11 protein-coding genes are annotated in these 13,578 nt (G+C 36.6%); all 11 read left to right on the top strand.

What is annotated here, in order from left to right:
- Positions 1–11 precede the first annotated feature (11 nt).
- The 11 genes from AC3B5D_RS03670 to pnuC all read left to right on the top strand — a co-directional run bounded on the left by AC3B5D_RS03670 (position 12) and on the right by pnuC (position 13,307).
- Positions 12–1,385 carry a sensor histidine kinase gene (locus AC3B5D_RS03670; RefSeq protein ID WP_489839448.1) on the top strand — a complete coding sequence of 458 codons (1,374 nt, stop codon included), beginning with the start codon at positions 12–14 and terminating at the stop codon, positions 1,383–1,385.
- Between the two features lie 32 nt (positions 1,386–1,417).
- Entirely contained in the window at positions 1,418–2,053 is a 636-nt protein-coding gene (udk, locus tag AC3B5D_RS03665; RefSeq protein ID WP_489839449.1) for a uridine kinase, read from the top strand.
- A 31-nt stretch (positions 2,054–2,084) separates the two neighbouring features.
- A complete protein-coding gene (gene pepA / locus AC3B5D_RS03660; protein ID WP_489839450.1) occupies positions 2,085–3,158 on the top strand; it encodes a glutamyl aminopeptidase in 1,074 nt (357 codons plus the stop codon).
- A gap of 41 nt (positions 3,159–3,199) precedes the next feature.
- On the top strand, positions 3,200–3,838 hold the full coding sequence (ytpR, locus tag AC3B5D_RS03655) for a YtpR family tRNA-binding protein (RefSeq protein ID WP_489839451.1): 639 nt from the start codon (positions 3,200–3,202) through the stop codon (positions 3,836–3,838).
- Between the two features lie 14 nt (positions 3,839–3,852).
- A complete protein-coding gene (locus AC3B5D_RS03650) occupies positions 3,853–4,206 on the top strand; it encodes a hypothetical protein (RefSeq protein ID WP_489839452.1) in 354 nt (117 codons plus the stop codon).
- 129 nt (positions 4,207–4,335) lie between these two features.
- The gene (murC, locus tag AC3B5D_RS03645) at positions 4,336–5,676 is read left to right on the top strand and encodes a UDP-N-acetylmuramate--L-alanine ligase (protein ID WP_489839453.1); all 1,341 of its coding nucleotides are present in this window, start codon (positions 4,336–4,338) and stop codon (positions 5,674–5,676) included.
- Between the two features lie 111 nt (positions 5,677–5,787).
- Positions 5,788–6,507 carry a Bax inhibitor-1/YccA family protein gene (locus AC3B5D_RS03640; RefSeq protein WP_489839454.1) on the top strand — a complete coding sequence of 240 codons (720 nt, stop codon included), beginning with the start codon at positions 5,788–5,790 and terminating at the stop codon, positions 6,505–6,507.
- A gap of 133 nt (positions 6,508–6,640) precedes the next feature.
- The gene (gene polA, locus AC3B5D_RS03635; RefSeq protein ID WP_489839455.1) at positions 6,641–9,340 is read left to right on the top strand and encodes a DNA polymerase I; all 2,700 of its coding nucleotides are present in this window, start codon (positions 6,641–6,643) and stop codon (positions 9,338–9,340) included.
- A gap of 168 nt (positions 9,341–9,508) precedes the next feature.
- A complete protein-coding gene (locus AC3B5D_RS03630; protein ID WP_489839456.1) occupies positions 9,509–11,404 on the top strand; it encodes a glycoside hydrolase family 2 TIM barrel-domain containing protein in 1,896 nt (631 codons plus the stop codon).
- On the top strand, positions 11,382–12,347 hold the full coding sequence (locus AC3B5D_RS03625) for a beta-galactosidase small subunit (RefSeq protein WP_489839457.1): 966 nt from the start codon (positions 11,382–11,384) through the stop codon (positions 12,345–12,347). Before AC3B5D_RS03630 ends, AC3B5D_RS03625 begins: the two co-directional genes overlap by 23 nt.
- Positions 12,348–12,560: 213 nt before the next feature.
- Entirely contained in the window at positions 12,561–13,307 is a 747-nt protein-coding gene (pnuC, locus tag AC3B5D_RS03620; protein WP_489839458.1) for a nicotinamide riboside transporter PnuC, read from the top strand.
- The last annotated feature ends 271 nt before the right edge of the window (positions 13,308–13,578 follow it).

Genomic DNA, 13,578 nt, shown 5'->3' with positions numbered 1-13,578 from the left:
AGGACAAGACTATGAATATTGATGAATTAATTGAATCAGCAAAGCGTTTTGTCCTTTTCTGGTTCCTTTATGCAGTGATTATCTGGTTAATTTTATGGTTAACATCACTTACGGGTGATCAGAATGTTACTTTAAAGTGGCACGTTTTAATCCTGCTTTCAATGATTTTGGCTGGTGCAACGACTTTAGCATTAGAAATTCAAAGGCAACGTCGAGATGCACATTTAACGCTATTTATTGAAAAATTACAAGATTTAGAGACAACTCATACGCATACAGCTCATGTTTTGATGCGTCCAGATGATTCTTTAGCACCGCTTGCCACTGCAATTAACAATGTGCAGCACTTAAACAGTAAACGTATTAAGATTATGCAAGAGCAAAGTAGTACGATGGAAACGTTGATGAGTAATATGCCTCTAGGTGTTTTACAGATTACACCTGAGCGCAAGATCATTCAGGCAAATCAGCAAGCTAATCAATTATTGGGTGTTCAGCAAAGTTTATTAAATCAACATTATGATAATGTGATTAAGTATCATCGCTTGATGGAATTATTTGAACAAGCTTTGAAACAAAAGAAAAAAATTCGTGAATTGGTCAAAATTGAGGATAAAACAATTGATGTCTCTATTGTTTATTATGAGACTCGTGAACGGCATTTCGAGTTATTAGTGCTGCTCTACGATATGACTGAAGTTATTCAAATGAAAGACATGCAAACAGCGTTTGTTGCCAATGCTTCGCATGAATTACGGACGCCATTGACGTCCATTGCTGGCTTTACTGAAACCCTATTGAACGGTGCACAGGATGATCCAAAAGACAGACAAGAATTTTTAGAGATTATTCAAGCAGAGACGAAACGTTTGTTGGATTTGACGAATGATATTTTGACTTTAGCGAAAGTACCTGAGCAAACACATAATTTGCAACAGTTTAATATGGCTGAAATGGTTGATAAAATTTTTAATACGAAAGCTGCAGCTCATAGTGCATTAAATTTGACACTAAAAAATGAAGTTAGTGAGACATTGGTCATTAAGCAGGATAAGAATGTGATTGAGCAAATTTTAACTAATTTAATAGGTAATGCTATGAAGTATAACCGTCAGAATGGGTCAGTGAAAGTATCAGCTATGATGACTGCTAGTGAGTTAGCCTTTGCAGTTAAAGATACTGGCTTAGGTATTCCTAGTGATGAACAAAACAGAATATTTGAACGCTTTTATCGGGTAGATAAGTCACGTACAAAATCAATTCCTGGTACAGGGTTAGGACTAGCAATTGTGCATGATCTTGTTGAACAAGCACAAGGGAAAATTGAATTAACAAGTCAAGTTGGGGTTGGATCAACAATTACAGTGACCTTACCATTACAATAATGATGTTTATATAGAAAAGAGAGAGGTTTAGCATGGCTACATCACGCCCAATGGTTATCGGTGTTACGGGAGGATCTGGTTCTGGGAAAACAACTGTTAGTCAAGATATTATTAAACGTCTTGAAGGTGAATCAGTTGTGATGATTCCTCAGGATGCTTACTATCGAGACCAGAGTGACAAGAGTATGTCTGAACGACGGATGACGAATTATGATCATCCAGATTCATTAGATAATGAATTATTAATTACACAATTGGAACAATTATTGGCTCGGCAACCAATTGAGCAGCCAACGTATGATTATACAAATCACACACGGTCTGATAAGACAATTACAGTCGCTCCTGCAGATGTGATTATTTTAGAAGGCGTTCTATTGTTTACTGAACCACGTTTACGTGACTTGTTAGATATTAAAGTTTATGTTGATACTGATGATGATTTACGTTTTATTCGTCGTATGCAACGAGACATTGTTGAACGTGGTAGAACTGTTGATTCAGTTGTTAATCAATATATGGCTACTGTGAAGCCAATGTATCATCAGTTTGTGGAACCAACAAAGCGTTATGCAGATATTATTTTACCTGAAGGTGGTGCTAATACTGTTGGTATTGGTATGCTAGAGGCACAAATACGAGCGATTTTAACTAAAAACCAAGCATGAAATAGATAGTATTATAGAAAGTGTGAGTGTATTGGAAGAACGAATTTGGCAGCGTATTGTAAAATATACTGAACTACAAGGAACATCCGGTCAAGAACATCAAGTTAGAAGGGCATTCAGAGAAGATCTTTCACCATTAGTTGATGAAGTTGTACAAAATGGTCTAGGTGGTATCTATGGTATTAAATATAACAAAGATACTTCAGCACCCCGAATCATGTTTGGTGCCCATATGGATGAGGTTGGCTTCATCGTGACGCAAATTACCCCAAGAGGTATGTTGGTGGTAGCACCAGTAGGTGGTTGGAATCCCTATACTGTTTCAGCAGAACGGTTTACATTATTTACACGTGAAAATAAGTACCCAGTTGTTTCATCATCTGTCTCACCACATTTATTACGACAAGGAAATGTTAACGGTACACCACAAATAGCAGATATTTTGTTTGATGGTGGCTTTTCATCAGCTGAAGAAGCAACAGCTTATGGGGTTCACCCAGGCGATTTTATTGTACCAGCAGTCACAACGACCCTGTTAGCAAATGGCAAACGTGTTGCTTCAAAAAGTTGGGATAACCGGTTTGGCCTTGTGACTATTTTAAATGCCTTAGAAAATTTGCAACATCAAACATTGCCGAATACATTGATTATGGGGGCTAATACGCAAGAAGAAGTTGGCTTAAGAGGTGTTGGACCAGCTGTTAATCAATTAAAGCCAGATATTTTCTTTGCACTTGACTCTTCAGCTGCTGATGACACTGTTTCTGAGCACGGTCAAGGTCAAATGGATCAAGGCGCATTATTACGTGTCTTTGATCCAGGAGTTGTAATGCCCCTACGCCTTAAAGAATTTGTTTTAGATACAGCGAGTGATGCTGGTATTCCATTACAATACTTTGTCGCTAAAGGTGGGACTGATGCTCATGGCGCTCAATCACAAAATAATGGCATTCCATCTGTTGCACTCGGGGTAGCATCTCGTTACATTCACACTCATCAAACAGTTTGGTCAATTGCTGACTTTGAGTCGGCACAAGCTCTTGTTGAAGCAATCGCACAAAAATTAGATGCAAGCACGGTAAATGATATTATTTATGGTGATTAGTGAGTTAAAAATACTTAATAAAATAAAGGAGAACTGACAGCATGTTAATTGCCAGCTATAATCCAGCAGGGATGGGAGATCACTTAATCGTATTAACCAACCAAGCAACCGAATACGATATTCAAAAACACGAGAATGTTGTTCAAATTAAAACAAAAAATAATGAAGTTATCGGATATAACTTTTTAAATATTAGTCAATCATTAGACCTAGCAAATATTTCTGGTCAAATTATCTTAGATGAAGCGCAAGTAGCAATATTGAATGATTTAATTAATCAGGCCGGATTTTCAGAGAAATTAGTTGTTGACAAGACACCGAAATTTGTTGTGGGTTATGTTGAAAAAGTCGAGCCACATCCAGATTCAGATCATTTGCAAGTGACAACTACAGTTATTGATCATGATGAACGTGTTCAAATTGTGTCTGGCTCACCAAATATGCAACAGGGTATTAAAGTTGTTGTGGCAAAAGTAGGTGCAATGATGCCTTCTGGATTAATTATTTGGCCTGGTGAACTTCGTGGTGTTAAATCAAATGGTATGATTACCTCTGGTCGTGAATTAAAATTACCTAATGCGCCTCAAGTACCTGGTGCATTGATATTACCTGAAGATTTTGCGCCAGTGGGAGCACCATTTAACGCTAATTCAGCAGCTGCACAATCACTCTTTCAATAGAAGGTGGTGAAGTAATGGCTTTGCAACGTCCAATTGTTTTTTATGAAACTTTAATGCACACTTATGATCAACAGGTTGCAGAATTATTAGCTGCTAAAACAGATTACATTTTGTTGGCAGATCGTGAGACTGAGATTGTTAAAACATTATCAGCGAAACAGCCTATTGTTGTAGAGGTTTTACAGCCTCATCAATCAAAAAAAGTTAAAAAATCATCAACATCAAAAACAAAAACATCAGTTAATCATGCCAAAACGAGTGTTGATCCTAAAATGATTAAAACAGGTTTAGGTTTAAGTTTGGATGATATTTTGTCAGAAGAAGACAGTGTAGCTGCTAGAGATCATAATGGTTATTTTAACAGTTAACAATTTTAAACTAGTGAAAACACTTATCGAATAATGCCGATAGGTGTTTTTTTTGGTAAAATTTTTGGTAAGATAGAAGATAATTAATAAATTTAATGAACGATATTTACGTTAGAATGGATGAAAAAAATGAACAAGAATCCTAATTATTATTTTATTGGTATTAAGGGCTCAGGTATGAGCGCTTTAGCATTAATTTTACACGATCAAGGTTATCAAGTCTCTGGGTCAGATATTGATGAATACACATTTACACAAAAGCCCCTTGAAGCAGCAGGAATTCCAATGTACTCGTTTGATGAAAATAACATTAAACCAGGCATGACGGTTATTCGTGGTAATTCATTTGAAGATGATCAGGTCGAAGTTGCAGCAGCATTAGCGATTGCTGATCAACTAACCATCTTAACTTACCCAGATATGGTTGAACAATTGGTCGTGCAATATACATCGATTGGCGTTGCTGGTGCTCATGGTAAAACATCAACGACTGGTCTACTTTCACATGTCCTTTCAGGAATTGCACCAACATCATATTTAATTGGTGATGGTACCGGTAAAGGTGTGCCAAATGCGCGCTTCTTCATTTTTGAAGCTGATGAATATCGTCGCCATTTTAAGGACTACACACCTGATTATGCGATTATGACTAATATTGATTTTGATCATCCTGATTATTACACAGGCATTGATGATGTTCGTAGTGCTTTTGAAGATTTTGGTAATCATGTTAAAAAAGGTATTTTTGCATGGGGTGATGATGAACAATTACGACGAATCCACGTTTCTGTGCCAGTGTACTATTATGGTACGAATCCTGAGACAGACGATTTCTATGCTGATAACATCAAACGTTCAACTAAAGGATCTAGTTTTGATGCGTATTATCATGACAAGTTCCTAGGAAATTATAAGGTTCCTTTGTTTGGTCAACATGGTATATTAAACACATTAGCTGTTGTTGCTGTGTCTTACTTTGAAGAAATTGAAGCATCTTTGATTCAAGAAGAACTATTAACTTTTCAAGGAGTAAAACGACGCTTTACGGAAAAACATATCGGGCCAGTGACAATCATTGATGATTATGCACATCATCCTTCAGAAATTACAGCAACGATTGATGCGGCCCGTCAAAAATATCCGGATAGAAAATTAACTGCCGTTTTTCAGCCACATACTTTTTCACGAACAATTGCTTATCAAGATGACTTTGCAAAGGCATTAGATTTGGCAGATAATGTTTTCTTAACTGAAATATTTGCTTCGGCACGTGAAACTGCTGGACAAATTAGTTCCGCAGATTTAGGTAAAAAAATCACAAAATTTGAAGGAATTGTTTCACCAACAAATGTTGCGCCGCTTTTGGCAGATGAAGATGGTGTCTTTATCTTTATGGGTGCTGGTGACCTGCAAATGACTGAGTTTGCCTTTGAAAAGTTATTGTCAAATACACAAACAAACCTACAATGATATTTAATTTTTGTTAAACCTTAAATTAAAACTAAGCTTTCTGTTATACTATTAAGTAGTGGGGAGGTTCACCAAACCATTGTCACTTATGACAACGTAGGAGGTAAGTATATGGATAATTATCAAAAACAAGAACCACGTCTCGTAAATCCTGATGTAAGTGGTGTGAATAACTTCTTTAAAAAAGTTTATTTGTACATGGCATTAGCCTTACTCGTCACAGCAGTTACAGCGTATTTAGGTGCAACATTATTTGCTGGACCAATTGTTCGAATCTTTAGCAGTCCTATTTCATCACTAGTTATTTTTGGTATCATGATGGGATTTGTCTGGCTATTCTCAAGCCGGGTTTATAAAAATCCAGCGCAAGCCTTTGGCATGTTGATTGGATTTGCTGTGCTAAATGGATTTACATTTACGGTAATTGGGTTAACAATTGATTTTGGCTTAATTGCCTTAGCATTCTTTACGACGGCATTCCTATTCGTGGGTATGGCAGCGTATGGATACTTTACAAAAAAATCACTAGCGTCACTGTCTTCAATTTTGTTTGGTTCACTGATTGCCCTGATTATTGGGGGTATTATCAACCTATTCTTTTTCAATAGTGTTGTATACTTCTTTTTATCAGTTGTTGGTATTGTTGTCTTTGCAGTGATGACAGCTTATGACATGAATCGTTTGAAGTCAATGTATTATGAATACGGTGAAACTGGTGCACAAGTTGCTCAAGGACTGGCTGTTTCCGGTGCGCTAAATCTATATATGGATTTCATTAATTTGTTTATCTATATTTTGCAACTGTTTACGTCATTTAGTTCACGTGATTAATCTAATCTAGAAAGTGTTATCTAAAGTTATTTAGCATAACACTTTTTTTGCGTTTATGTTGTTATCACTATTTGAACTCTGCTACACTAATAGATAGATTAAAAAGGGGTTTAAACCCAGAAACGAGATAAATATGACAAAACCAACTTTGCTTTTAATTGATGGTAATTCATTGGCTTTTCGTGCATTCTATGCATTGATTAATCAAGTCGAACGTTTTGTTAACCATGAAGGATTACATACGAATGCATTAGTTGGATTTAACAATCTGCTAGATGGCATTGTTGATCCATTTGATCCAGACCTTGCACTTGTCGCTTGGGATGCAGGTAAAACGACTTTTCGGACGGGAAAATTTGATAATTACAAAGGAAATCGTGATAATACTCCTCAAGAGTTAGTTGAACAATTTGAACCATTACGTAAAATGGTTGAACTTCACGGCATTCGCTCATATGAATTACCTGGATATGAAGCAGATGATATTATTGGTACCATGGCGCAATTAGGTGAACAAGCGGGCTACATGGTAACCATTGTCACTGGTGATCGTGATATGACGCAATTAGTATCTGATAACATCACGGTTTGGGTAACTAAAAAAGGCATTTCTGAGATTGATCATTATACACCAGCAATGATTTCAGAGTTGTATGAGGGATTAGAACCAAAGCAGATTGTGGATATTAAAGGATTACAGGGAGATACTAGTGATAATTATCCAGGTGTCGCTGGAATTGGTCCCAAGACAGCTCTGAAATTAATTAAACAATATCATTCAATTTCGGAAATGTACGATCATATTGATGAGATGAAGCCATCAAAACAAAAAGATAAACTGATTGTGGGAGAACAAGATGCTCGTTTGTCTCGAGATTTAGCTGAAATTCGAACTGATGCACCAATAACTATTTCACTTTCGGACCTAACTTATAAAGGACCTGATTATAAAAATATTATTCCCTTCTATCAGCATCTAGATTTTAAAGCACAATTAGTAAAATTGGCTAATCAAGGTTATACTGTGCCAACGAATGAGCATAATGGGAACGCGACATTTGATATTAATAATACAAAATTACAAGTATCAACATTAACAACAGCTAGTCTAACGCATATATCACAATTGCAAGATACGATTAGTTTTTATTTGGAACTAGATGGAGAAAATTATCATACTGCAAACCCGGTCGGTTTCGTTTTGGGAAATCAAGAAAATGGTTATTTTGCAAGTCGTGATATTGAATTGTTAACTCAAAATTCACCAATTAAAACTATTTTAGAAGATCCCAAGATTACTAAAAATGTTTTCAACGCAAAAGAACTTTACGTCAGTTTGAACCGCCTAGGTGTTTCATTACAAAATGTTGATTTTGACTTACTACTTGTTTCATATTTGTTAGACACAAATGATAACAATAATGACTTAGGGGCATTAGCTCATGATAACGATTACTATGCTGTTTTAACTGATGAAGAAGTTTATGGTAAAGGTGCAAAATTTGCTATTCCAGAAACTGATTCAGACTTTTTTGAACATCTTGGTCGTAAAGCAATGGCCATTAATCTCTTACGTGAACCACTTTATACAAAGTTGGCCGATCATGAACAAACAGACTTGTACAAGAATATTGAATTACCATTAACACGGATTCTTGCCCGAATGGAAGCGACGGGGATTACTGTGGATGCTGAACAGTTGTTACAGATGCGTAGTAAATTAACTGAGCGTTTAAGTGAGTTGGAGCAAAAGATTTATCAGCAGGCAGGTCATGAATTTAATGTCCAGTCACCAAAGCAATTAGGTGTTGTTTTGTTTGAGGAAATGAACTACACGCCAATCAAGAAGACAAAGACAGGTTATTCAACAAGTGTTGAAGTACTGGAAAAGATGAGTGATGTACCTATTGTTGAATCGATCCTAGCATATCGTCAAGTTGCAAAAATTCAATCGACCTATGTTGAAGGCTTGCTACGAGTTATTCATGGTTCAGATTCTAAGGTTCACACACGTTACTTACAAACTTTGACACAAACTGGCCGCTTATCTTCAGTTGATCCAAATTTACAGAATATCCCAGTGCGTATCGAAGAAGGTCGCCAAATTCGTAAGGCCTTTGTGCCTAGACAAAAAGATTGGCAAATCCTTAGTGCTGATTATTCACAAATTGAGTTACGGGTATTGGCGCATATTACTGGTGATAAAAATCTTCAAGCAGCATTCATTCACGGTGAGGATATTCACGCAGCAACAGCTCGTCGTATCTTTGGCTTAAAAGATGATGAAGTTGTTGATGGCAATATTCGACGTCAAGCAAAGGCAGTTAATTTTGGTATCGTGTATGGCATTTCTGATTTTGGTCTTTCAAAGAATATTGGCGTTTCACGTAAGGAAGCCAAGTCGATTATTGAAACCTATTTTGATCAATATCCTGATGTTAAAAAATGGTCAGATAACATTGTTGCTTCAGCCCGTGAAAAAGGTTATGTTGAGACCATTGCCCATCGACGTCGTTACTTACCTGATATTAAGGCAAAGCGATTTAATGCGCGTTCATTTGCAGAACGTACTGCTATGAATTCGCCAATTCAGGGATCTGCTGCAGATATCATTAAAATTGCTATGATTAAAGTGCAAGCAGCTATTGAAGAGGCGGGATTGCAAGCACATATGCTTTTACAAGTTCATGACGAATTGATTTTCGAGGCACCTGCAAGTGAAATGGCGACATTAGAGAAGCTTGTGACAAAAGTGATGGATAGTGCAGTAAAATTAGATGTACCACTATTAGTTTCATCACATATTGGTCAATCATGGTATGACGCAAAATAAGATTGATTTTTTTAAGAGTATGCTAGTTAGCACGAATTAACTAGCGACTCTTTTTTTTAAATAGGGCGGTAAATTAATAATATTTAACGACAAATTTGTTATAATACGGTACAATTAATTATTGAAAACGTTTTCAGATGACGTTTCTTTAAATATTAGGGGGATACCATGATAGCAAAGTTAGAATGGTTGGACGATCCGACTGTATTTAGAGTCGGTAAATTACCAGCACATAGTGATCATGTCGTTTATCGTTCAGCGGCAGAAATGGCACAAAAAAAATCGAGTTTGATTAAAAGTTTAGATGGGACTTGGCGTTTCCATTTTGCAAAAACACCAGCAGAGCGTTTAATTAATTTTGAAGCACCAACTTTTAATACAGAAAACTTTGATGATATTCAAGTACCAGGTCATATTGAATTACAAAATTTCGGACAAATTCAATATATCAATACCCTGTACCCATGGGAGGGTAAAACTTATCGACGGCCTCCTTATGCATTAGGAGCAGATGAGACTTATCCTGGTATTTTTAGTGAAGCAAGTGATAATACGGTTGGTCAATACATTAAAACATTTACTTTACCTGACGATTTTTCAGATCATGATGTACACATTCAATTTGACGGTGTTGAAGAAGCCATGTACGTTTGGTTGAATGGCCATTTTATTGGTTATTCTGAAGACAGTTTTGCTAGAGCAGAATTCGATTTAACGTCATTTTTGCAACCAGGTGAAAATAAATTAGCAGTTGAAGTGTTTAAATACAGTACAGCAGCTTTCATTGAAGATCAAGATATGTTCCGTTTCTCGGGTATCTTCCGAAGTGTTCGTTTACTGGCCATACCACAAGTCAATCTTGTTGATATGCATATTAAACCAGTTGTTAACGCTGATTTGAAGACTGGAAACTTGTCGATTGACCTAACAATGGCTGGTCAATTATCAGAGACGAGTGCTCAAATCACGGTTAATGACCCATCTGGGATTGTTGTCTTAGATAAACTTGTCTCAGTTTCACAGAACATTACGATTGAAAATGAACTGATTAAAAATATTAGTTTGTGGTCACATAAGCAACCTAATTTGTATGAATTGACTGTGACCTTGTTTGATTCTGATAAACAAGTTATTGCAATTGTGCCATACGCATTTGGTTTCCGTCGGTTGGTCAAAGATGCACAAAATCATGTGACATTAAATAATGTACCATTGCATTTAAATGGTGTTAATCGCCATGAATGGAGTGCTGTTGGTGGCCGAAGTGTGACGATTGACGAAATGCGGACAGATATTGACATGTTTAAAGCAAATAATATTAATGCTGTTCGTACTTCTCATTATCCAAATCAAGTACCTTGGTATGGTATGTGTGACGAAGCGGGTATCTATATGATGGCTGAAACAAATTTGGAATCACATGGTTCTTGGCAAAAGATGGGGGCTGTTGAACCATCAGATAATGTACCAGGTTCAGTACCACAATGGTTAGACGTTGTCTTAGATCGGGCAAAGTCTAATTTTGAACAATTTAAAAACCATCCATCAGTCTTGTTTTGGTCGCTGGGTAACGAATCGTATACGGGTGATAATATTGCAGCAATGGATGCTTACTTTAAGTCGGTTGATGATTCACGACTAACTCATTATGAAGGTGTCTTTCAAAATCGTGTTGATGAAGATCGAATATCTGATGTCGAGAGTCGTATGTATGCATCCCCAGCTGACATTCGAGCATATCTTTCAGACAATCCCAAAAAACCATATTTAAACTGCGAGTACATGCATAGTATGGGTAACTCAGTTGGTGGTTTGGATGAATATGTGCACTTATTTGATGAGTTTGACACATATCTTGGAGGTTTTATTTGGGATTATATCGATCAAGCCTTGTATGTCACAGATGAGGTGACTGGTCAACAAGTCCTTCGCTACGGTGGTGACTTTGATGAACGCCATTCAGATTACGAATTTTCGGGGGATGGGATTGTCTTTGCCAATCGTCAGCCTAAACCAGCAATGCAGGAGGTAAGTTACTATTATGGACGCTACGACAACGAATAAATTACAAGTTGTATATGGCGATGGGTCATTGGGATTACATGGAGACACATTTCATTATTTATTCAGTTACGAAAAAGGTGGTCTTGAGTCACTTAAGGTAAACAATAAAGAATGGTTATATCGTGTACCAAAGTTAACCTTTTGGCGTGCAACAACTGATAATGATCGCGGTAGTCATTTCTCAACCAAGTCAGCAACTTGGTTCGGAGCAGATATGTTTACTGAAGCTACGGCAGTTCATGTGACCGTTGATGGAAAAAATTTGGGCTTGCCGATTGCACCAGGGAATAACCGCTTTACTGCAAATGAATTTGCGGATAATGCGTCAGTGACGTATACCTTTTTAACAGCGACTCAACCGCAAACAACGGTTACTGTGGTATATACTGTTTCAGCAACGGGTGAATTGCATATTGCTGTTAATTATGCAGGAAAAGCTGGCTTACCAGAATTACCAACATTAGGATTACGATTTATTATGCCAACGGTTGCAAATGGCTATAGCTATGCTGGTTTATCAGGGGAAACCTATCCTGATCGAATGGCGGGTGGTCAATCTGGTACGTATGAAGTAGCAGGACTACCACTGACGCCTTATATTGTCCCTCAAGAGATGGGGATGCATATGGCAACGTCCAGTTTAACGATCAATCGGTCAACAACCTTAAATAATGCTGATTTTTCAAAGGAAATAGGTTTATTAACATTTAAACAAACGACAAAGCCTTTTGCTTTTTCAGCTTTACCATATACAGCGATTGAACTAGAGAGTGCAACTCATATTGAAGAGTTGCCAATTCCTCGCAGGACGGTTGTGACAATTTACGGAGAAGTTCGTGGCGTAGGTGGTATTGATAGTTGGGGAACTGATGTGCAACCACCTTATCATATTTCAGGTGAACTTGATCATCAATTTGACTTTATCATGCAACCAACAAAATAAAAATTAATAAATTAGTTGCGCCATAATCTTGGCATAAGCAATGGGAGGGCCGTGAATTTACCAGTTTAAACTGGTAAATTCACGGCCTTTTAAACTTTTTTAAAAGATTGAAAACTTATTATTAAAATCTATGAAATAACATAAAAAAGTTAGACATTTAAATAAACTTTGATTAATCCAAAATTTAACAAATAGCGATTCATCTGTTACAATATGTCTCTGTGCTTATCAGAGAAAGAGGTAGAAATTTTGGCGTATTTTAAATGGCTTTATAACGAGTTAACTGCAATTAATACTGCGGGAAGTATCATGTTAGCATTTATTTTTGGTGTACAACTCGCACTTTTTTTAAGTAATCCGATTACAGGATTGTCTGTGATTACTTTATTTGCAACTTTGATTGGTTCTGCATGTACGGTCTATATGATGATTGGAAAACCAATTAATGGGCTATTGGGATTAATTAGTGCGCTTGGTTATATTTATATTAATTGGCAAGCGGGACATTATGCTTCTGTTCTTGACCAACTTGTATTTATTTTACTGATTGACTTGCCTTTGATCGTTACGTGGAAAACATGGGGACATCGAATTGTTGACGGTGTAAAATTTTTACGACTACGAGGATGGATATTGACCATTGCAGCTATGTTGATACTTTGGTTACCAGTTATTTGGATTTATACTCGTTTAGGTGACTCAAATCCAGTCTGGGATGCGATTGTTTTGATTATTGGTGCAACTGCCTCATTGTATGTTTTCTTTGGTTATGGTGATTCATATACTTTGTGGTTATTATCAGATATTGTTAATATTGCGCTATGGGTATCCGCATTAGCAGCAGGGTACTCAGCAAGTTCATTACCAATGTTACTAACAATGGGCTTTTATTTAGCAACGGCTTTATATGGCCGTTTTTGGTCAGTTTGGAGTGGACATAAAAATAGACAAGCATTGTGATTCATAAAAAAGCCTCCCAAAATTAGGAGGCTTTTTTTATGATAATTTTTCCATTATCTCTATGAATACCTGACCATGTCAATGATAAAACGCCAAACAATAACCATGTAAAAAATTAGGGAAAATACATTTATAATCAAGCATTGTATTATTTCAGCATAGTTCTAAGTTGTCCGCAAATTTTTAAAGAGTTCAATATCTTTGGCATCTTCTTTTTGCATAAAAAAACTCAATGGATTGAAGTCCATTGAGCAATAGAGAATTGTAAGCG

It is taken from the genome of Weissella sp. ESL1177 (assembly GCF_058107185.1).
This window is presented reverse-complemented; position numbering and strand designations above follow the sequence as displayed.

Excerpts from the sequence above, each read along its gene's own strand:
- AC3B5D_RS03630 (WP_489839456.1), top strand. The coding sequence starts at position 9,509 with ATGATAGCAAAGTTAGAATGGTTGGACGATCCGACTGTATTTAGAGTC.
- polA (WP_489839455.1), top strand. The coding sequence starts at position 6,641 with ATGACAAAACCAACTTTGCTTTTAATTGATGGTAATTCATTGGCTTTT.
- udk (WP_489839449.1), top strand. The coding sequence starts at position 1,418 with ATGGCTACATCACGCCCAATGGTTATCGGTGTTACGGGAGGATCTGGT.
- ytpR (WP_489839451.1), top strand. The coding sequence starts at position 3,200 with ATGTTAATTGCCAGCTATAATCCAGCAGGGATGGGAGATCACTTAATC.
- AC3B5D_RS03650 (WP_489839452.1), top strand. The coding sequence starts at position 3,853 with ATGGCTTTGCAACGTCCAATTGTTTTTTATGAAACTTTAATGCACACT.
- AC3B5D_RS03670 (WP_489839448.1), top strand. The coding sequence starts at position 12 with ATGAATATTGATGAATTAATTGAATCAGCAAAGCGTTTTGTCCTTTTC.
- AC3B5D_RS03640 (WP_489839454.1), top strand. The coding sequence starts at position 5,788 with ATGGATAATTATCAAAAACAAGAACCACGTCTCGTAAATCCTGATGTA.
- AC3B5D_RS03625 (WP_489839457.1), top strand. The coding sequence starts at position 11,382 with ATGGACGCTACGACAACGAATAAATTACAAGTTGTATATGGCGATGGG.
- murC (WP_489839453.1), top strand. The coding sequence starts at position 4,336 with ATGAACAAGAATCCTAATTATTATTTTATTGGTATTAAGGGCTCAGGT.
- pnuC (WP_489839458.1), top strand. The coding sequence starts at position 12,561 with ATGTCTCTGTGCTTATCAGAGAAAGAGGTAGAAATTTTGGCGTATTTT.